The 19754-nt window shown below is 60.4% G+C and carries 22 protein-coding genes; 17 read left to right on the top strand and 5 right to left on the bottom strand.

From position 1 onward, the window contains the following. Window positions 1–77: 77 nt before the first annotated feature. Window positions 78–1307, top strand: a complete 1230-nt coding sequence (locus tag AC0V6M_RS07515) for a Ppx/GppA phosphatase family protein (protein ID WP_486138200.1) — start codon at window positions 78–80, stop codon at window positions 1305–1307. A gap of 3 nt (window positions 1308–1310) precedes the next feature. Then, a complete protein-coding gene (locus tag AC0V6M_RS07510) occupies window positions 1311–1985 on the top strand; it encodes an RlmE family RNA methyltransferase (RefSeq protein WP_486138199.1) in 675 nt (224 codons plus the stop codon). Between the two features lie 50 nt (window positions 1986–2035). On the opposite strand, the gene AC0V6M_RS07505 is transcribed toward AC0V6M_RS07510, so the two are convergent. After that, entirely contained in the window at window positions 2036–2698 is a 663-nt protein-coding gene (locus AC0V6M_RS07505; RefSeq protein ID WP_486138198.1) for a c-type cytochrome, read from the bottom strand. A 167-nt stretch (window positions 2699–2865) separates the two neighbouring features. Here AC0V6M_RS07505 and AC0V6M_RS07500 point away from each other — a divergent pair, with 167 nt between their 5' ends. The 9 genes from AC0V6M_RS07500 to bla all read left to right on the top strand — a co-directional run bounded on the left by AC0V6M_RS07500 (window position 2866) and on the right by bla (window position 11140). Continuing rightward, window positions 2866–3765: a prephenate dehydratase gene (locus tag AC0V6M_RS07500; RefSeq protein ID WP_486138197.1), complete on the top strand. Its 900-nt coding sequence runs from the start codon at window positions 2866–2868 to the stop codon at window positions 3763–3765. A 100-nt stretch (window positions 3766–3865) separates the two neighbouring features. Next, window positions 3866–4639 (top strand): hypothetical protein, encoded by a 774-nt coding sequence (locus tag AC0V6M_RS07495; protein WP_486138196.1) that lies wholly within the window; start codon window positions 3866–3868, stop codon window positions 4637–4639. Then, window positions 4636–5313, top strand: coding sequence for a hypothetical protein (locus AC0V6M_RS07490; protein WP_486138195.1), 678 nt, complete (start codon window positions 4636–4638; stop codon window positions 5311–5313). Before AC0V6M_RS07495 ends, AC0V6M_RS07490 begins: the two co-directional genes overlap by 4 nt. Further along, entirely contained in the window at window positions 5228–5917 is a 690-nt protein-coding gene (locus tag AC0V6M_RS07485; RefSeq protein ID WP_486138194.1) for a hypothetical protein, read from the top strand. The genes AC0V6M_RS07490 and AC0V6M_RS07485 overlap by 86 nt, the downstream gene beginning before the upstream one ends. A gap of 2 nt (window positions 5918–5919) precedes the next feature. Further along, window positions 5920–6876: an AAA family ATPase gene (locus AC0V6M_RS07480; protein WP_486139587.1), complete on the top strand. Its 957-nt coding sequence runs from the start codon at window positions 5920–5922 to the stop codon at window positions 6874–6876. Between the two features lie 4 nt (window positions 6877–6880). Next, window positions 6881–8239: a DUF58 domain-containing protein gene (locus tag AC0V6M_RS07475; protein ID WP_486138193.1), complete on the top strand. Its 1359-nt coding sequence runs from the start codon at window positions 6881–6883 to the stop codon at window positions 8237–8239. After that, window positions 8236–9300, top strand: coding sequence for a stage II sporulation protein M (locus AC0V6M_RS07470; protein ID WP_486138192.1), 1065 nt, complete (start codon window positions 8236–8238; stop codon window positions 9298–9300). The genes AC0V6M_RS07475 and AC0V6M_RS07470 overlap by 4 nt, the downstream gene beginning before the upstream one ends. Beyond that, a complete protein-coding gene (locus tag AC0V6M_RS07465; RefSeq protein ID WP_486138191.1) occupies window positions 9297–10214 on the top strand; it encodes an RDD family protein in 918 nt (305 codons plus the stop codon). The genes AC0V6M_RS07470 and AC0V6M_RS07465 overlap by 4 nt, the downstream gene beginning before the upstream one ends. After that, window positions 10211–11140 carry a class A beta-lactamase gene (bla, locus tag AC0V6M_RS07460; RefSeq protein WP_486138190.1) on the top strand — a complete coding sequence of 310 codons (930 nt, stop codon included), beginning with the start codon at window positions 10211–10213 and terminating at the stop codon, window positions 11138–11140. Before AC0V6M_RS07465 ends, bla begins: the two co-directional genes overlap by 4 nt. Window positions 11141–11158: 18 nt before the next feature. Here the strand turns inward: bla and AC0V6M_RS07455 are convergent, their stop codons facing one another. Then, the gene (locus AC0V6M_RS07455) at window positions 11159–12271 is read right to left on the bottom strand and encodes an isoaspartyl peptidase/L-asparaginase family protein (protein ID WP_486138189.1); all 1113 of its coding nucleotides are present in this window, start codon (window positions 12269–12271) and stop codon (window positions 11159–11161) included. Between the two features lie 135 nt (window positions 12272–12406). On the opposite strand from AC0V6M_RS07455, the gene AC0V6M_RS07450 reads away from it, so the two are divergent. Beyond that, window positions 12407–13564, top strand: coding sequence for a mechanosensitive ion channel (locus AC0V6M_RS07450; RefSeq protein WP_486138188.1), 1158 nt, complete (start codon window positions 12407–12409; stop codon window positions 13562–13564). Window positions 13565–13665: 101 nt separating this feature from the next. After that, a complete protein-coding gene (locus AC0V6M_RS07445; RefSeq protein ID WP_486138187.1) occupies window positions 13666–14616 on the top strand; it encodes an SDR family NAD(P)-dependent oxidoreductase in 951 nt (316 codons plus the stop codon). An 18-nt stretch (window positions 14617–14634) separates the two neighbouring features. Here AC0V6M_RS07445 and AC0V6M_RS07440 read toward each other — a convergent pair whose 3' ends face one another. From AC0V6M_RS07440 to bufB, 3 genes are all read right to left on the bottom strand, one after another. After that, window positions 14635–15576 carry an alpha/beta hydrolase fold domain-containing protein gene (locus AC0V6M_RS07440; protein WP_486138186.1) on the bottom strand — a complete coding sequence of 314 codons (942 nt, stop codon included), beginning with the start codon at window positions 15574–15576 and terminating at the stop codon, window positions 14635–14637. A 70-nt stretch (window positions 15577–15646) separates the two neighbouring features. After that, window positions 15647–16435 carry an HvfC/BufC family peptide modification chaperone gene (locus tag AC0V6M_RS07435; protein WP_486138185.1) on the bottom strand — a complete coding sequence of 263 codons (789 nt, stop codon included), beginning with the start codon at window positions 16433–16435 and terminating at the stop codon, window positions 15647–15649. Further along, window positions 16432–17307, bottom strand: coding sequence for an MNIO family bufferin maturase (gene bufB, locus AC0V6M_RS07430; protein WP_486138184.1), 876 nt, complete (start codon window positions 17305–17307; stop codon window positions 16432–16434). The genes AC0V6M_RS07435 and bufB overlap by 4 nt, the downstream gene beginning before the upstream one ends. 385 nt (window positions 17308–17692) lie before the next feature. Between bufB and AC0V6M_RS07425 the strand changes: the two genes are divergently transcribed. The 4 genes from AC0V6M_RS07425 to AC0V6M_RS07410 are packed head-to-tail and all read left to right on the top strand — an operon-like array spanning window position 17693 to window position 19662. Then, entirely contained in the window at window positions 17693–17974 is a 282-nt protein-coding gene (locus tag AC0V6M_RS07425) for a BufA1 family periplasmic bufferin-type metallophore (protein ID WP_472639753.1), read from the top strand. A 28-nt stretch (window positions 17975–18002) separates the two neighbouring features. After that, window positions 18003–18467 (top strand): DoxX family protein, encoded by a 465-nt coding sequence (locus tag AC0V6M_RS07420; protein WP_486138183.1) that lies wholly within the window; start codon window positions 18003–18005, stop codon window positions 18465–18467. 15 nt (window positions 18468–18482) lie between these two features. After that, complete coding sequence (locus AC0V6M_RS07415) at window positions 18483–19013, top strand: sigma-70 family RNA polymerase sigma factor (protein WP_486138182.1); 531 nt, start codon at window positions 18483–18485, stop codon at window positions 19011–19013. 1 nt (window position 19014) lies between these two features. Next, complete coding sequence (locus tag AC0V6M_RS07410; RefSeq protein WP_486138181.1) at window positions 19015–19662, top strand: DUF1109 domain-containing protein; 648 nt, start codon at window positions 19015–19017, stop codon at window positions 19660–19662. Window positions 19663–19754: the final 92 nt, after the last annotated feature.

Genomic DNA, 19754 nt, shown 5'->3' with positions numbered 1-19754 from the left:
TAAGGCGCGCTATCCGTTAGCTTTCTGCTCAGGTCCTCGCGAGAACACGCGCGCGAGAGGAAAAGAAAGAGTTGAGTATGGCGGATCTGTCTCCGCCGGACGGTTTTAAAAAGGCTGGCAGAAAAAGGGGACGCAAGTCCGGTAAAGTAGCTGATTTTCGCTACAAACGCGCCCACCAGCCCAATGAAAGCAGTCACCCCGCCCATGGTCGGCCGGGTGCACATCCACGCGGTAAAAACGCGGGCGGACGCTCGCATCGCCCCAATGAGGCGTACGCTGCGCTCGATCTTGGCACCAACAATTGTCGGCTGCTGATTGCGCGCCCTTCGGGCAAGGATTTCACCGTCATTGACGCGTTCAGCCGGGTGGTGAAGCTGGGCGAGGATCTCGCCAGCACTGGCCGCCTGTCGGATGAGGCGATGGACCGTGCTCTAGGCGCGCTGTCGATTTGCGCGGATAAGCTGCGCCGCCGCAAAGTGCGGCTGGCGCGGTCTGTGGCAACCGAGGCTTGCCGCAGGGCCAGCAATGGCGCAGATTTTATCGAGCGCGTGCGGCAGGAAACCGGGATCGTGCTCGACATTATCAGCGCCGAAGAAGAGGCGCGCCTCGCGGTGCTGGGTTGCCATATCCTGCTGGAGCAAGGCCATGGCCCTGCGGTCATTTTCGACATTGGCGGCGGTTCAACCGAACTCGTCCTGCTGGAGCCGGGCGGCAAAGTCCCGCGCATCATTGACTGGCAAAGCGTGCCCTGGGGCGTTGTCTCGCTGACCGATACGGTCGGGCGCGGCGCCAACACTGACGAGGGTAGAGCAGAGCGTTATGCCGAGATGCGCCGCCGCGTATCCGAAAGTTTCGCCCCTTTTGCCAAGCGCGTCAGCGAGGCGGCCGCGCATGAGGACATCCGCCTGCTGGGCACCAGCGGCACGGTGACAACGCTCGCCAGCCTGCATCTTGAGTTGCCGCATTATGATCGCAAGGCGGTCGACGGGCTGATCGTGCCTTCGCGTTCGATGCGCGACATCAGTACGCGCCTTTCCACCATGTCGCCCGAGGAGCGCAGCGAGCTGCCCTGCATCGGCAATGACCGGGCCGATCTGGTGGTTGCGGGATGCGCGATTTTGGAATCAATCCTCGACCTATGGCCGGCCAGCTGCCTTGGCGTGGCAGATCGGGGCATTCGCGAGGGCATTTTGCGCAGCCTGATGGCGGCCGAACGAGACGGAGAACGCTGTATGCGCGCGCTGCAAAAACTGCGCGCGGGCGAAGTGCCTGCTGCTGGCGGCGACACCAAAAGCGGCGAGCAATAGGCGATGACACGCTCTGGCCGCGACCCTGAAAAACGGGTCCGAAAATCGCGCAAACGCACCGCATCCTCGACCCGCTGGCTCGAGCGTCAGCTGAACGATCCCTATGTCAAAAAAGCCAAGGCCGACGGCTATCGCAGCCGCGCGGCCTATAAGCTGATAGAGCTGGACGAGCGCTTTGGCCTGATCCGGGGCGCGAAGCGCGTTGTCGATTTGGGAATCGCGCCGGGCGGCTGGGCGCAGGTGGTGCGCAAGCAAGCGCCGCGCGCCGCGATTGTCGGAATTGATCTGCTGCCGACTGAGCCGATTGAAGGAGTCGCGATCCTAGAGATGGATTTCATGGCCGATCACGCGCCCGCTGCTTTGCAGGCGGAGCTCGACGGCAAGCCCGATTTGGTTATGTCGGATATGGCCGCAAACACTGTGGGTCACAAACAGACCGACCATTTGCGCACCATGGGTCTGGTCGAGGCGGCGGCGTGGTTTGCCACGGAAAATCTAGAAGAAGGCGGGACCTTCATTTCCAAGGTGCTGGCGGGCGGCACGGACACCGATTTGCTCAACCTGCTCAAGAAGCATTTCAAGAGCGTCAAGCACGCCAAACCCCCGGCCAGCCGTAAGGGTTCATCGGAATGGTATGTGGTGGCTCAGGGATTTAAGCCCGGCGTAGAGGCCGACTAGCGTTTTATAAGACAGGACGGCACCGCGCCGCCCCGCATTCCACTAGGCGCTTATTCCGCGGTCGCTTCTTCGACTTCAGCAGCAGCGTCTTGCTCAGCTTCCGCTTCCGCCACTTCGCCTGCTTCGCCTTCGGCCGCATCTTCTGCTTCTTCTTCGCCGCTGTCTTCAGCAACCGCTTCAACATAGGTCGGCACTTCGAGGTTTGAGCCGAGCGAGTTCATGTAGACCGCAACAGCAGCGCGATCTTCAATCTTCGACAGGCCAGCAAAGCTCATCTTGGTGCCATCAGCGAAACCGCGCGGGCTCTTTAGCCAGGCATCCATTGCGTCCCAGTCCCAAACGCCGCCTTTGCCAGACAGAGCCGAGCTATAAGCGAAACCAGCAACGCTAGTCCCGATTGGTTTGCCCATGATGTTGTAGAGGTTCGGGCCAACGCCGTTCGCGCCGCCTTGGTCAACCGTGTGACAGGCAGAGCATTTGGCGAACACTTGCGCGCCCTTTTCGACCGTGGTCTCCGCCATGTTGAGCGCTTCAGCCATGGTCATTTCAGCCTCAGCGGTATCTTCCACGACGCCTTTGATCTCATAGCCCAATTGCTCAGGACGCTCTGGGTTGTCGGCGTGGAAATACTTCCCACTCAATATAGAGAAGCCCAGCGCGATAATGCCTGCAAACAGCACCCAGCCAGCGGCGGTGTTAAAACGATCATCCATGGTGAATTGAGATCCGGTAATCTTGCTATTGTCAAAGTTGGGGCCGCTCTAATGGCCGATGCCCTTTGGTGCAAGAGTGATCGCAGCATTACGCATTGCACCAAATGCAAGCGCGCCAAAGAGCGAGCTTGCGACAGGGCCACTCCCTCTTTAGCAGGCTTGGCTCTATGCACAGTTTTCCCGCCCCTGCCCTCGCCATTGTTGAAACCATGCGCGCCGCCGCCGCCAAGCAGCCTGAGCGGGCGATCGCGTTTACAGGATCGCCAGGGGCCAATTCGCACCGCGCCGCGACCGAGGCAGCAGGCGACTATCTGCCGCTGCCCTGTTTCAGCTTTGAAGACGCGCTGGATGCGGTGAAAGATGGGCGAGCTGCTCGCGCGATCATTCCAATTGAAAACTCCCAGCATGGCCGGGTTGCTGACATCCATTTCCTGCTGCCGGAAAGCGGGCTGTCAATTGTTGGCGAATATTTCATGCCGATCAATCACGCGCTGATGGGTCTTGGCACCGGGCCGTTTGAGGCCGCCTACAGCCACCCGCAAGCGCTTGGCCAATCACGCTTTTTCCTGCGTGAGCGCGGTATTGTCCCCCTGAGCTATGCCGATACGGCGGGCGCGGCTGCCTTTGTTTCAGAGCGCGGCGATCCTAAGCTGGGAGCGATTGCTCCAGCCATTGCAGCCGAGCTTTACGGTCTCGAAATCGCTCAGCACAATGTCGAAGACAGCGCGGATAATATGACCCGCTTTGTGATTTTGGCCGAGGCTCCGGAAAGCGAAGAAGCGCTAGAGGGCAGTGCGGCAGTCACGACCTTCGTGTTTGAGGTCAAAAACATCCCGGCCGCGCTGTATAAAGCGATGGGCGGGTTTGCGACCAACGGCGTTAATATGACCAAGCTGGAAAGCTATCAAAAGGGGACGAGCTTTTCTGCAACCGCCTTTTACGCCGACATTCTGGGTGCGCCGGGCGATCCGGCGGTGGACCGGGCGCTGGAAGAACTTGCGTTTCATTCCAAAGAATTGCGGATTCTGGGCACCTATAAACAAGGCCGCGCGCGCCAGATTACTTAGGCGATTCGCTGAATTCGCGCGCCAGGGGCAAAACACTCACCCAATTGTTTAATGATCGGGTGTTGCGCCCTGCTGCGCTCCGTGCCACGAACATCCCCGCATGACGAGCGTAACAGGGACCAATTCAGGGCCAGTGGAGGCCCAAGGCGATGGCTCTGCTGCTGGCGGGGACGATGCGGCGCTTGATCCCATTAGCAATGCGAATGCGCCGGAAAGTTGGCGCGAACTACGCGGCAATGATGATATCCAATTTGAACAAATTGAAGTGCCGCCGATTCCGCCTCGAGAGCCGGGTTGGTTCGAAGAGTTCATGCAAGCCCTTGCGGAATTCTTTGCCCCGCTGGGCGAAATGTTTGGCGGCGCCTGGCCAATCCTGCGCTGGGTTTTCCTAGCCCTGCTCGTCGCAGCAGTGCTGTTCATCCTGTGGCGCATGTTCGGCCCGCTGACGGGACTGAGCGCGCGAACGGCGGAGGCAGAAGAAGACATTGAATGGCAGCCGGACCGGGCACAATCGCTGGCTCTGCTGGAGGATGCCGACAAGCTCGCCGCTGATGGCCGTTATGACGAGGCGGTGCGCTTGCTGCTGCAGCGCAGTGTGGGGCAGATCGCATCCGCGCGGCCTGATTGGGTGGTCCCATCCAGTACAGCGCGCGAGCTGGCGGCACTGCCCGCCCTGTCAGACGCGGCCCGCACGGCCTTTCGCACAATTGCAGAGCGGGTGGAGCAAAGCCTGTTTGCGCTGCGCTCGCTCGATGCCGGTGATTGGGAGGCGGCCCGCAAGGCCTATGCCGATTTCGCTTTGGCCAAGATCGAAGGCAGCCGCCAAAAGCGCAACTTGATTGACCGCGACGCGGCAGCAGAGGCGAGCGCATGAGCGGCGCGCTGCAACAGGCAAACAATCGGCGCGGCGGCGGCAGCTTCAGCCGCCGCACGGTGCTGGGCCTTGTACTGTTTGGCTTCCTCGCCTTTATAACGATGCTCTATTTCATCGGTGCCGGCGACACGCAAGGGCGCGGCAATAATGGCGCGGCTCACGCCGAAGCCAATGGCCTCAATGGCTATTCGGGCTTGGTCGAGCTGTTGGAGCTGGAGGGCGAGGACGTTCGCACCTCACGCTCGCCAAGTGGTCTAGAGACGCCAGACCTGCTGGTGCTGGCTCTGCCGCAATATTTTGACAAGGATGAACTCGGAGAGATCCTGCAGAAACGCGCCTATGTCGGACCGACTATGGTGATCCTGCCCAAATGGTTCGCCAGCGGTTTCCCACCTGGAACCAGGGGCCGGGTTGAGGAAGATATTGAGGATGACTGGGTCCAGTTGAATGGCGCGATCCCCTTCAATTGGAGCGAAAGCCTACCTGATCATTATTCAATCGAAACAGAGCTAAAAGACACAAAAGGCGGGGCGAACAGACTGGGCTGGTCTTGGCCTTCAGGGCAAATTGCCGACGGATACGAACATTGTGGTGACCGACCGCGGCAATGGCGCGGCATTGGTGGTCAACCAAAGCGGGGAGCCGCTCGCGCTGTCGTTCCCAATCGAGGATGAATATGGCAACACAGGCGACAATGAAGAGGTGGTCTTTGTTGTCGAGCCTGATCTGGTCAACAATTACGGCCTGGCGGATGCCAACCGCGCGGCGCTCGCTCTGACGCTGATTGACGAGGCGAGCTATGGCTATGAATATCCCATCGTATTTGACCTGACGCTCAATGGCTTTGGCGGTTCGACCAACCTGCTAACTCTGGCATTTCGCCCGCCATTTCTGGCCGCGACCCTGTGCCTGATCCTGGCCATGCTGATCGTTGGCTGGCGCGCGTTCAAGCGCTTTGGCCCGGCGGCGGCGAGCGGGCCTGACATCGCATTTGGTAAGCGCCGCTTGGTCGCCAACGGCGCCGGGCTGATCGTCAAAGCGCGCCGTTTGCGCTTGCTCGCGGACCCTTATGTCGCGCTGTCCGCCCGGCGGCTGGCGAGCAGGCTGGGCCTGACCAAGCCAGACGAAGAGGCGATTGACGACGCGGTTCGCCGGATATTGCCCGAAGACGCACCATTTTCTGTAAGGGCGCAGCAATTGCGCACCGCACAATCACCATCCGATATTTTGCGCGCCGCGCGCGCGCTCAATGAGCTGACAAGGAAACTCGAGAAATGAGCATGAGCCTCGAAGAACTGCGCGAATTGGCGGATGCGATCCGCGCCGAAGTGGCGAAAGCGATCGCCGGCCAAGACGAAATGATCGACCAATTGCTGATCGCGATGATCAGCGAAGGCCACGTCCTCTTGGAGGGGCCTCCGGGCACAGCCAAAACCTTCCTGGCGCAGAGCTTCGCCACTGCGCTCGGCCTCGATTTTGGCCGTATCCAGTTCACGCCAGACCTGCTGCCAGGCGATATTCTGGGCTCCAACCTGTTCAACTTCCAAACCAGCGAGTTCACGCTGACGCGCGGGCCGATCTTCTGTGAGCTGCTGCTCGCAGATGAGATCAATCGCACGCCGCCGAAGACGCAGGCCGCGCTGCTGGAGGCGATGCAGGAACGCCGCGTCACGCTGGACGGGGAAACCCACCAGCTAGCCGAACGCTTCATGGTGGTGGCGACCCAGAACCCGATTGAGAACCAAGGGGTCTATCCTTTGCCCGAGGCACAGCTCGACCGCTTCTTGTTCAAGCTCTTGGTGCAATATCCCAATGAGGCGGAAGAGACCAAGATCGTCACCAGCTATGGCCAGAAACAGGGGCCAATCCGGCCCGCCACCCTGGGCGTAACGGCGGTGGCTGATGCGGCGAAACTGGTCGCGGCCAGCGGCGCGCTGGACCATGTGACGGTTGCCGAAGAGGTCACCGGCTATGTCGTGCGGCTGGTGCGGGCAACGCGCGAACACGCAGAGCTGTCTGTTGGCGCCTCTCCGCGCGCCGCTGTGATGCTCGCCAATGCCGCCCGAGCGCGCGCCGCTCTGCATGGCCGCGCCTATGCCATCCCCGACGATGTGAAGGCGCTGGCCGTACCCGTGCTGCGCCACCGTTTAACGCTAAGCCCCGCAGCCGAAATCGAAGGCCGCGATGTCGAGGCGTTGGTCGCAGAACTCATCGAAAGCACAGAGGCGCCGCGCTAAACCTATGGCTCTCGCTTTGCCCAAACTGGCCAATATACCCAGCCTGCCAATCGTGCCGACAGAGCGCGCCGCATGGCTGGCGGCTGGTTTCGCGCCCGTCGCTCTGGTGATCGCAGCGATGGCGCCGGGCACTTGGATCGCGGCTCCGGCGGCAGCGGTTGCTTTATTGCTGCTGATCGTGCTCGACGCAGGCCTCGCCGGGCGCGCTGGCGAGTGGGACGTTCGCGCCCCGCGCGATGCCGAGGTGGGCCAACCTGCCGCGCTCACCATGCTGGCCGAATTTACCGGCGGGCAGATTTCGCGGGTCGAAGGCGCGCTGGAATTTGACCCGCGCCTTGGCGGCGGCGGCCGCGCAGAACTAAGCCTCATCCCGCATTCGACAGAGGACTACTACGCCGGCACCTATCAGACCAAGCCGGAGCGGCGCGGCACCGCTAAGGTTCCGCGTGCATGGCTGCGCTGGGCCGGACCGCTGGGCCTAGGCGCGCGCCAGCAAAGCCGCGAGCTGAACACCGAGCTCAGGATTTGGCCCGACCTCTCGCCCGTGCGCAGCCGCGAGCTTCAGACCTTTCTGCGCGATGCCCAGACCGGCCTGATCGCACGGCGCATTCGCGGCGAAGGCACGCAATTTGAGGCTTTGTCAGAATATGAGCCCGGCATGGACCGCCGCCGGATCGACTGGAAAGCCAGCGCCCGCCACACCAAGCTTTACGCCCGCGAAAATGAAAGCGAGCGCAACAATCAGATCGTCTTCGCCTTCGATTGCGGACAGGCGATGTGCGAGCCAGTGGACGGCATGCCGCGTATTGACCGGGCCGTATCCGCCGCCCTCACCGCATCCTATGTCGCGCTCAAAAGCGGAGACCGCGTGTCGCTGTTCGGCTTTGACCAGCGCCCGCAAGTGATGACGCCCTTCGTTGGCGATGCCCGCGCATTCCACCGCTTGCAAAGCGCAGCCGCCTCGCTCGATTACACCAGCACAGAGCCGAACTTTACGCTCGCGCTCGCAACCCTGACCGCCAAGCTTCAGCGCCGCTCTCTGATTATCCTGTTTTCCGATTTCACCGATCCAACCGCAGCGGAATTGATGATCGAAAGCCTTGGCAGGCTCGTCGACAAACATCTCGTACTGTTCGTCACCATCGCGGATAGCGAGCTGGAGGAATTCATCGCCGAGGAGCCGTCAGACATCGCCGTGCTTGCGCGCAGCGTCACCGCCGACACCCTCGCCAACCAGCGCCGCGTTGTGCTGCAGCGGCTGCGCCGCATGGGGGTCGATGTGATCGAGGCCCCTTGGGATCAGATCGGCTATCAGCTGATTGACCGTTATTTCATGATCAAGAACAGCGAGGCGATCGGATGAAGGCCCCTGTTATTTCCAGTTGGTTTGGCAAAACCCAGATTGAAGCGCCCGCCGATATTGAGAGCGCTGCACTGCGTTCCGACCGTTTCCGCCTAGAGCGCGAGGGCGATTGGCGGCGGCTTGAGGAGATTCTGAAACGCATGGAGCGCGGCGGATTGCGGCGCGTCAGCGATGAGGATTTGCTCGCCCTGCCCACCCTCTACCGCACAGCGGCCTCCAGCCTCTCCGTCGCGCGCGAGACCTCGCTCGATGCGGCGACTTTGCAATATCTTGAAAGCCTGGTGCAGCGCGCCTGGTTTCAGGTTTACGGCCCGCGCCAAGGATTTGGCGGCTGGCTACGTTCCTTCCTGTTTGGCGGGTGGAGCCGCGCAGTGCGCGAGATCTGGCTAGAGATCTGCATCGCCTTGGCGGTGATGGTCGCAGGCACAGTGGTTGGCTGGCTGCTCGTAGTACAAGACCGCGAATGGTATTTCCGCCTAGTGCCCACCCAATTCCTAGACACCCGCGTGCCGGGCGCGAGCCGCGAGGTTTTGCAAGAATCGCTCGCGGTGGAGCAGGATGCGAGCGGCCTATCCGTGTTCGCCGCCAGCCTGTTCAGCAACAATGCCGGGGTCGCAATCCTGGCCTTCGCGCTTGGCTTTGCCTTTGGCATCCCATCGCTGATGCTGCTGGTGCACAATATGGCGGTGCTGGGCGCGATGATGTGGCTGTTTGCGGGCCAAGGGCTATCAGTGGAATTCGCCGCATGGCTCAGCGTTCACGGCACCACAGAGCTGTTTGCGATCCTGCTGTCTGGCGCGGCGGGTTTGCACATCGGGCGCTCCATGGCGTTTCCCGGCCAACGCTCGGTCCTCACCGCAGCGGCGGAAAGCGGGCGGCGCGGCGCCGCTGTGATGGCAGGCGTGGTGCTGATGATGGTGGTCGCCGCGATCCTAGAGGCGTTCCCGCGCCAATTGGTCGGCGGAATGGAAGACCGCTTCTTGATCGGCGGGACGATGCTGGCGCTGTGGCTGGCCTATTTCTTTGCCTATCGGCCCAAGAATATTGAGGACACCGCATGAGCGCGGCGGCCGGCAGCTACGAATATGTCAACAAGAGGCAGCGCACTCTGGTCACGCCAGAGGGCATCACTGTGCCGATCGTGGTGGCATCACGCGGGTCGCGGGTGGGCGCATTGGTGCTCGATTTCGTGCTGCTTTATGTCGGGCTGACAATCTTCATCCTGCTGATGGGCTGGATTGCAGGAGGCCTCTTCGAAGAAGTAACGAGCGAGATGGAAGAGAGCGTCTCTGGCGCTGGAGAATTCATCGTCATCGTCTTCATCCTGATCCTGTTCCTCGCTCGCTATGGCTATTTCCTGGCCTTTGAGCTTGGCCCGCGCGGGGCGACCTTAGGCAAGCGCGCGACCGGGATACGGATCGCCGCGCGCGATGGCGGACGCCTTACCGCGGAGGCCGTGCTCGCGCGCAACCTGCTACGCGATATTGAGCTGTTCATGCCGCTCGTCTTCCTGATCTTCGCCCCATCTGGCGATATGGGCAATGCTGGGCTAGCCGGGCTAGCCTGGTTCATGGTGTTCATGGCCTTTCCATTCTTCAACAAAGACGCTTTGCGCGCTGGCGATGTGATCGCTGGCACTTGGGTGGTCGAGGCTCCGCGCACGAAGCTGGCCGAGGCACTTTCCACGCAAGGCGCCGCGCGCGGAGAAAGCGGCGTTACCGGCGCGCGCTATGAATTCGGCGATGAAGAGCTGTCGGTCTACGGCGAGCATGAATTGCAGACGCTGGAACGGGTGCTGCGCGATGGGCGCGGCGAGGCGATTTCAGCGGTCCACGCGACCATTTGCGGCAAAATCGGATGGGATCCGGGCGCCGGTGATGAGCAGGCTTTCCTAGAGGCGTTTTATGCGCAGCTGAGGGCGAAGCTAGAAAACGATATGCGCTTTGGCAAACGCAAACAGAACAAGTTCGCATGAGCAAACTCGGCGATCCTAAGAGAATGCCCAAGGCACAGCGGCGCGCGGTCCTATCCGGAATGCTGGCAAGCGCGGCGGCGGCCTGCGTGCCGATTGATCAAAGCGCGCTCGGGCGGCTTTCGGCCCGTCTGCGTATTCTTGAGGCGGCAAGCGCAGGCGGCGCATTGGGCGCGGCCATCATCGATACTGAAACTGGCCAGTCGATCAGCCATAATGGCTCCATGCGGTTTGGCCATTGCTCGTCCTTCAAGACCTCGCTCGCCGCGCTGGTGCTGACTCGCCATGCCTCTGGCGCCATCGACGCCGACCGGGTCGTGCGCTGGAGCGAAGAGGAGCTGCTATCCTACGCGCCCTTCACCACACCGCGCCTTAAGCAAGGGGCGAGCCTGCGCGAACTCGCAAAGGCGACGCAGATTACCTCCGACAACACCGCGGCTAACGTATTGCTCAGAGAACTTGGCGGACCAGAGGCGCTCAACCAGTTTTGGCGCGAAATTGGCGATGATGTCAGCCGTCTGGACCGGATCGAGCCCGCACTCAATCTCGCGCCAGCGGGCGAGGTCCGCGACAGCTCAACCCCGCTTGCCATGGCCAGGACCGTGGCCAAACTGATTTATGGCGATGTCCTGCCGCCGCAGGAACGCGGGCAATTGCGCAGCCGGATGGCAGAGACCCAGACCGGGCTCAATCGCGTACGAGCGGGCTTGCCAGAGAGTTGGCCCTCTGGCGACAAGACCGGCACATCGTTTTGGTCAGGCATGAACAGCCTGTATGTCGATATTGGCTTTGCCGAGCCGCCGGGCAGAGCGCCAATAGTCTTCGCCGCATATTTCCGCGCAGCGGACACGCACCAGAAGATAGAGCCAGCCGCCGAAGCATTGCTGGCAGAGGTAGGCAAAGTGCTGGTCAATTTTGCGCGCGGCTAGGGCGTTTGCGACCGAGCGCTATTCACCCGCAAAGATCGCCACTTCATTCACGCCGTCGCTGGTCGCCCTGCCCCGGTACATGCCGGTGGTGTTGAAGCTGTAGAGCGCATAGCCATCCGGCGTCACCAGAATCACGCCGCCGCTCCCACCCAAATCCTTGACCTCGGCCATCACCGCATCGGCTTCTTCCTGCACGATCGCCTCGTCGAACATAAATTCAGAGGCATGAACGATGTAGGTCGGGTTGCCTTCGGCATCGACCGGCACGGTCGCTTGCGCCGCGTCGATTTCCTTGCGGAAGCGGAAACGGAGCCGCGAGCATATCTCTTTCGCCACGCCGACCCGGATGAAATACTCGCCTGAGCCCGTGGCCGAGACTGCGCAGGAGCGGTTGTCGGCATAATTGCCCGCGCCAATCATAGGAGAGTCCCCGATCCGGCCCCACCGCTTGCCAGTCATCCCGCCGGTCGAGGTCCCTGCGGCCAAATTGCCCGATAGATCGAGCGCCACTGCGCCGACCGTGCCGAATTTGTGATCAACATCAATCGCCGAAAGCTCACGCGCTTTCATCCGCACCAAAGCCTCACGGCGATGCTCTGTCGCGAACCATTCCGGTCCCGCCGTCTCCAGCCCTTTGTCACCTGCGAATTTCTCCGCGCCCGCTCCGCTCAGGAACACATGGCGGCTGTCCGTGCGCACTTTATCGGCGAGCAGAATTGGGTTCTTGATCGCTTTGACGCCGGTGACCGCGCCTGCGCTGCGGTCGTCCCCGGCCATGATCGAGGCATCGAGCTCGTTCTCACCCTCCCAGGTGAACACCGCACCGCGGCCAGCGTTGAACAGCGGATTATCCTCTAGCGGAACAATCGCCGCCTTCACCGCATCCACCGCGCTGCCGCCGTCTTTCAAAATCTGCGTGCCGCGATCGAGTGCGTTTTGCAGCGCCGCCTCATACTCAGCGCGCAACTCTGGCGTGATCCGCTCTGGATCAAGCGTCCCCGCCCCGCCATGGATCGCCAGCGACCAGCGCGGCTCGTTCGGGTCCTGCGCCGCAGCCGGCGTATGAAGGGAGCCCGCCAGCAACATCGCTGAAAGCAGACCAAAAGCGGATCGTGTGAGCATGTTTTCCATGGCTGAACCATAACCCGCTGATTTGATTAGACCAGAGCGAAATGGCAGGCCCCGCGTAACGAGAGTTTACATTTCATCCCTGTTCGTATGGCGCAGGAACCTATAGTCTTGCGCCAGCAAACTAGGGGATTTCTTATGCAAATTGGCAATTATCAATTTGACCAAGCACTTGCGATGGAGCTGCTTGAAAAAGCAGCTTTCGCAGTTGCAATTTTGGTCGTCACATGGCTGCTCGCAAAAGCGGCCAAATGGGCTTTCGCGGCGCTCATCGACAAAGTCGGCATCTTTCAGCGCACCTCCGGCAGCGGCGAAAGCATCGGCGCTTCGCTCGGCAAAATTGTCTCTTTGCTGATCTGGCTGTTCGGCCTGCTCGGCATCTTGCAAGTGCTTGAGCTAGATGGGGTCGCAGGCCCAATCAACGAACTGCTGAACACTGTTATGGGCTATATCCCGAACTTGGTCGGCGCTGGCTTGCTGCTGTTCATCGGCCTGATGATTGCGGGTATTGTTCGCGATATTGCGATCACTGCGATGCAAACTCTCAACCTCGACAAGTGGGCCAACAAAGGCGGCGTCGACGAGGTCACCGGCAACAATGCGATCAGCAAGACGCTGGGGACGATCATCTATGCATTGATCGCCATCCCGGTTGTTATCGGCGCTCTTGGCGTGCTCGACATTCAATCGATCTCTGGCCCGGCCACTGATATGCTGGCGATGTTCCTGAGCGCTATTCCGAACATTCTTGGCGCCTGCATCTTGCTCGGCATTGGCTTTATGATCAGCAAGTTTGTTGTCGGCATCCTGTCCGAAGTGTTGTCAGGACTGGGCATTGATCGTCCGGTTGCAGCGATTGGCCTGCTGCCAGAAGGCACCAGCGCCAGCGCGGTTATCGCCCGCGTTGCGCAAGTTGCCATCATGCTGTTCGTGGCCATCATGGCGACCCGCCTCCTGAACTTCCCAGAGGTGAATGAAATCCTCAGCGAAGTGCTCGCGCTCGGCGGCAAGGTCGTGTTTGGCGGCATCGTGATCGCCGCTGGCTTCATGATCGCTAATCTGATCGGCAAGCTGGTTGGCAGCACCGGTGGCAGCGAGACAGCGGGCACTGTGATCCGCTATGCCGCTATGCTGCTCTTCACCTTCATGGGCCTGCGCTTCATGGGTGTCGGGAATGAGATCGTTGAAATGGCCTTTGGCGCATTGGTGATCGGCGGCGCAGTCGCTGCATCGCTGGCCTTCGGTCTTGGTGGGCGCGAATGGGCCGCCAAGAAGCTGGAGCAATTCGACAAGTAAACTCTCCCAATAGTCGCTTGATTGAGCGGCTATGCACATGACGGGGCGCGGTGGCTATGTTACCGCGCCCCTCTTGTATGTGACGAAGGGATAGATCGGACATGAGCGAATTTGGCGCGCAATCGACCACGGACGAAGTGCTGTCCGGCGTAGATCTATCGGGCAAAACCGTGTTCATCACCGGCGCCAATTCGGGTCTGGGCCGAGAGACCGCGCGGGCGATGGCGGCCAAGGGCGCGCATATTGTGCTGGCCGGACGCAATCAGTCGAAGCTCGACGAAGCTAAGCAAAGCATTGCAGCGGAAACGCCCGGCGCTCAGCCGGAGACGATCATTTGCGATCTCGGCTCGCTGGACAGCGTACGCGCCTGCAGCGCAGAGGCAAATGAGCGCTTTGCCAAGATTGATCTGCTGATCAACAATGCAGGCGTCATGGCCTGCCCCAAGGAAGCGACAGCCGACGGGTTTGAGCGGCAATTTGGCACCAATCACTTGGGCCATTTCCTGCTAACCAAAGGCCTGATGCCGCTGGTTGAGGCAGGCGCGAACAAGCGCATCGTCAATCTGTCCAGCCGCGGCCATCACATCGGCCCGGTTGATCTGGACGATCCCAATTTTGAAAGCCGCGATTACAATGAATGGCTAAGCTACGGCCAATCCAAGACCGCCAATGTGCTGTTCACCGTGGGTCTGGAAGACCGCTTTGCTGAGCGCGGGGTTCACGCCCTTGCCGTGCATCCGGGCGGGATCAACACCAATCTTAGCCGGCATTTAAGCAAAGAGCAGGAGCAAGCGCTAATCGAGCGAGTGACCAGCAGCGATCCCGACTTCGCCTTCAAGAGCATTCCCCAAGGCGCAGCAACGCAAACCTGGGCCGCAACCACGCCGGAACTGGATGGCAAAGGCGGGCTTTATTGCGAGGATTGCCACATCGCGGAGATTGACGACCAATCCACCAAAGGCGGCGTGCGCAGCTATGCCCTCGACAAGGGCAATGCGGACCGCCTGTGGGCGCTGAGCGAGCAGATGGTGGGCGAGAGCTTCAGCGGCTGATCCCGCGCCGGAGCTGCACTAAGCCTCGGCCAAAAACTGCCGGACCAAAGCGAACACGTCCTTAGCCTCACGCGTTGGCGTGACCGCCATGAAGACATGCGGCGCGCCCTCATATTCATAGAGCTTTGTATCAACGCCCGCATCGCGCAGCTTATGCGTGAAAGTGCGGCTGTCGATGATGAACAGATCGTGCCGCCCCGTGAAAATGCGCGTCGGCGGCAATTGCGCCAGCGCCTCTGGCGCAGTGTATAGCGGGCTGCATTCCGCGCTGGTTGGATCGCGCTCATCAGCGAACATCGCGCCGCAGCTGCGCAAAGTGCCGATTTTCAGCATGATGTCATGCGGCTCCACCGCCTGCATCGCCGGATCGGCCATGGTCATATCGAGCCACGGCGCGAACAAAGCGAGCTTGCCAGCCTGCGGTCCGCCTGCCTTCGCCAGCCTAAGCGCAAGGCTGAGCGCCATATGACCACCTGCGCTGTCGCCGCAGATCACGATGCGCTGCGGATCATGCGTTTCGGCCAGCTTAGCGAACGCCGCATCCGCTAGCCTATCAGCGCGCGAATAGTGGCTTTCCGGCACGACCTCATACATCGGCAAAGTGATGCTGATGCCCGCCTGGCCGACCAGCTCTGCGGCGAGCGGCCAATGTTCCTTGAACATCGGCAGGATAAATCCCCCGCCGTGGAAATAGAGCATATGCCAGTCCGCTGGACCGGATTTGGGGTGCAGAGTGACGAGCTTTTGGCCTTCCGCCTCCCAATGCTCGACGCGAAATTGCTGCTCAAACTTAGGCGGCATTGGCGCATCTTTGGGCGGCTTGCGCGAGGCCATGTAAGCGGCAAAATCGTCTGCATCATGCGGAAAAACCGGGGTTTTGCGCGACATGATCCATTTGACCAGCCGCATGGTCAGGCTCGCCTTGGCGCTGCGCAGTTCAATCGAGGTTTCGCTAAGCATGGTCTCTCCCTTTGAGTGAGAGACTGAAGCAGCGGCGCTCGAAGTCAAGTCGGCGAACGCCAAGACCGGGTTAGGCGAGCCCAATGATTAGCCCATCATTCAGCCAACCGCCCAGCATTGCGCCAGCGCGCATCGCCGCATCGGCGATGTCTTGCTCACCCGCATTGTCGCCCGCCAGCAGCATGCAGATCTCGCCGTAACTTGCCCCGCTTTGGACTGCGCGGAATGCGCGCGATTGCTCGGCCTCGACCATGATAAACACCGGCTGTTCGCCTTCGCGCCACACCAGGCATCCCCCCGGGCTCTCCAGCGTAAATTCGCCCAGCTCGGCGCCGCCCTCGCCCAGACTGGTCCAGATCGCAGTGAGATCATGCGCGACCTCGCGCGCGGCGGCCCGCGGGGCTAGCACCAGCTTCATCGCGCCCCAGTCTTCATCGCCAAACTCCGCCGTGGCCGCGCCAAAGCCCGCGCCATCGAGCGGCTGAACATCCGGCGCAGTCGCCAGACCCAGCATGGTCCATTCCAGCCAAGCGAGCTCAGCCACTTCGGGATTGTTGCCGAACAGCTGAGCGCAGCTCTCATCAAAGCCCGCCCCCGCATCATCAATTGTCCAGCTGGCCGGGGGATTAGCAATCGCGTGGTGCGCCGCGACCTGAGCAAAAGGCGCATCGCCGACATATTGCTTCACCCGCTCAAACGTATCGCCCAGCGCGTCCATCAAGGCGGAGCGGTAATTGCCGCGATAAACCTGCATTCCGGCCGCCTGCGAATTGCCCCAGCCCGCTGGCAGAGGCGCGTTTTCATCAAGCACCTGCGCCATAAAGGCGGCTTGCTGCGACGCGAGATCGGCGGCGCTCATGCGGGGACAGGCTCGCGCACGTCATCGGCGAGCCCGCGCGCGCGCTCCAGCTCTGCCAGCAGCTCACCCAGAGGCGGGATATTGTCATCCCGCTCAATCATGGTCGCGACCGGTCGGGGCAGCATGCGCAAGGCCTTGGCATAAAGCGCCCACACCTCATCGCACACTGCGCGGTCATGCGTGTCGATAATGATGTCGCGTTGCTCGGTCGCTGGATCGTGCCCGGCCAAATGAATCTGGCGAACGCGGTCCAATGGCAGGCCAGCAAGATAGTCATCCGCGCTAAAGCCGTGGTTTTGGCTGCTGACGTAGATATTGTTCACATCGAGCAGCAGATAGCAGCCGGTGCGCCGCGCCATTTCCGACAGGAATTCCCATTCGGTCAGCTCGTCTTCGGGGAATGTGAGATAGCTGGAGGGATTTTCAAACAGCATTGGCCGCCCGAGGTGATCCTGCGCGCGGTCAATATTGGCGCACACCGCATCCAGCGCTTCGCCGGTGAGCGGCAGAGGCAGCAAATCATGGCTGTTATGCGCGCTGGTGCGGGTCCAGCACAGATGGTCAGAGACCCATAGAGGATCGATCCGGCTCTCCAACACTTTGAGCTTATCGAGATACTCCGCATCCAATCCGCCGGCTGAGCCGATCGACATCGACACACCGTGGATGATCACAGGGTGCTTTTCACGCACCGCCTCTAGAATGCGCAGCCGCCGCCCGCCTTCGATCATGTAGTTTTCCGAGATCACCTCGACAAAGTCGACCGGCACATCCGGCCCGTCCCCCCGCTCGAGGAAGTCTTCGTAATGCGTGCGCCTGAGACCCAGGCCGAAGCCACCAAAAGGGGCGATTGTGTCTTGTGGGGTTTGCATATCTTTTCCAGCCATAGCAGAAATTTAGCGGCCCGGTACGCCCACATTGCTCGTCCATTTGAAGGGTCGATTAATGGGCAGACGTGCAGGTGCACCAGGCCGCTTGGCAATAAAAACGCTCATGCTAGGTGTGAACGCTTCTTCGCCAGTTTGTGAAACATCATTGAGCAGCGTGATTTTGCGCTGCGCTGTCATGCTTGCTTCATGGGGAGTGTTCGCGCGTAAGGGTCCGCGCGTTACAGCTCGGCGCAAACAAACATTTGTCACACCTAAAAATCACAAAAAAACTCGTGGCTGTAACCAATCCTTCGAGGCCTGCGAACTCATGGTCAGTTCCGGCATTAAGCTGGACCAACACAGTGATTTTAAATTTTGGAGAAACATCATGAACGCTAAGTCAATCGCTACCTTCGCCGGCCTCGCCATGACCGCCGGTATCGCAGCCGGACTTGCAAGCACGCCAGTTGCTGCGCAAGGTGCAAAAGAGAAGTGCTACGGAGTTTCAAAAGCAGGCAAGAATGATTGCGCCGCTGGTCCAGGCACCAGCTGTGCAGGCACATCGACCCGTGACTACCAAGGCAACGCATGGACTTATGTCGACAAAGGCAGCTGCGTTAAGATCAGCACACCAAAAGGCAAAGGTTCGCTGAAGCCGGTTAAGCGCTGATCGGCGCGCCGAACTCTAGGAGGAATATATGAGCAGCGTAATCTCTTTATACGACCGATTGGTCGGACTGCTATCTGGCCGGTTTTTCGAAGGGCTTGCGCTGCTCTTCACCCGCATCGCGCTCGCTGGAGTATTCTGGCGATCATACAAAACTAAGGTCGAGGAAGGCACCTGGCTTCAGATCAGTGAAGTGCAATACTTCATCTTTGAGAATGAATTTTCAGGCCTTCCTTTGCCGACCGACATAGCAGTGCCAATGGCAACTTATGCCGAGTTTCTGTTCCCAATCCTGCTGTTGCTAGGGCTGTTCACACGGTTCTCTGCGCTCGCTCTGATGGGCATGGCAATTGTCATTCAGTTGTTCGTCTTCCCAACCTCTGATCACTTTTTTGGCTGGGCTGTTACGATCATTGCACTGGCTCTGGCCCTTATCTCACGCGGCGGCGGTTTCTTTTCGCTCGACGCTCTGATCGCCAAAGCGCGCGGTCAGTAACGGGAGCCGGGGTCCGTGATTGCTGACGAAGCCACCCTCGCCCGCCTCATGGCATCGGCACAAGACGGCGATAAGGCCGCCTATAATGTGCTCTTGTCAGAGGCGGGAATGTGGCTCGAGAGATATTTTCGCAGGCGCGTGCCCCCGTCCCAGCTCGATGATCTGGTGCAGGACGTGCTGCTGGCGATCCATCATAAACGGGCGACCTACGATCCCACCCGTCCGTTTATGCCCTGGCTGGCCGCGATTGCTCGCTATCGCTGGGTCGATCATTTGCGCAAAGTGTACAAGCACGAGAGCAAAGAGATCGAAGATGACGATGCGGTGCAAGATAGCGAAGAAGAAGTGACCCTGGCCCGGGTTAGCCTTGAGCGGCTGTTTAGCCACCTCAACGATAGCCAGGCAGAGGCCATTGAATTGGTCAAAATCGAGGGGCTTTCGATCCGCGAAGCCGCCCAAAGAACAGGCCAGAGCGAAAGTCTGGTCAAAGTGAATATACATCGCGGCTTGAAGAAGCTTGCCGCGCTGGTTGAGAAAGCTGATTAAGATGAACACATCACGCGAAAATATTATTGCAGGACTGGCTGACGATCTGGAACCGGTCCGCCGGATTACCGCTCAAAGCGGCTTATTGCTGGTTGGGTTTGCTACACTGGTTGCATTCGGCGTGTCAGTCGCCGTGTTCGACTTTTGGTTCGGCATCTTCGAAGGCCAGGCCTCCTCGTTCTTCTGGGTCACCAATGGCCTGGTTCTGCTGCTTGGCGTGGCCAGCGCTTTGGCTCTTGTCATGGGCGGATCTCCGCGCGTTGGTCAGCGTGAGAACGCACCAGGCTGGTCAGCTGCCATGGTCGGCGTGCTGCCGATTGCGGCGATCATCGCGCTGTTCACTGGCGAGGCAAGCCATGTGCATGAAGGATTGAACGATCCAGTTGCCCTGATGTGCACTCGCGCATCGCTAGCCGCATCGGCCTTGGTCGCAACCGCCTCGGTTCTTTGGCTACGGCGCAGCGCACCGGTTTCAATCGAGCGCTCTGCTTGGCTGGTTGGGATCGCATCGGGCGCGCTTGGTACTGTTGCCTATGGCATTACCTGCCCGCTCGACACGGTATCGCACCTCGGCCTGTGGCATGTTGCGCCAGTGGCAATCGCTGCCGTCATTAGCCGGATTGTGGTTCCGCCATTGATCCGCTGGTAACCGCGCAATCTCACAACATTTTGGCGGCGGTCAGCGATAAGCTGGCCGCCGTTTTTGTATGCGCGCCCTTCGTCAACCCGCGCCTGCGTCAT

The sequence above is a fragment of the Erythrobacter sp. JB3-1 genome, assembly GCF_057364995.1.
Note: the sequence above shows the minus strand (reverse complement) of the source record. Positions and strands in the feature narration are given on the sequence as shown.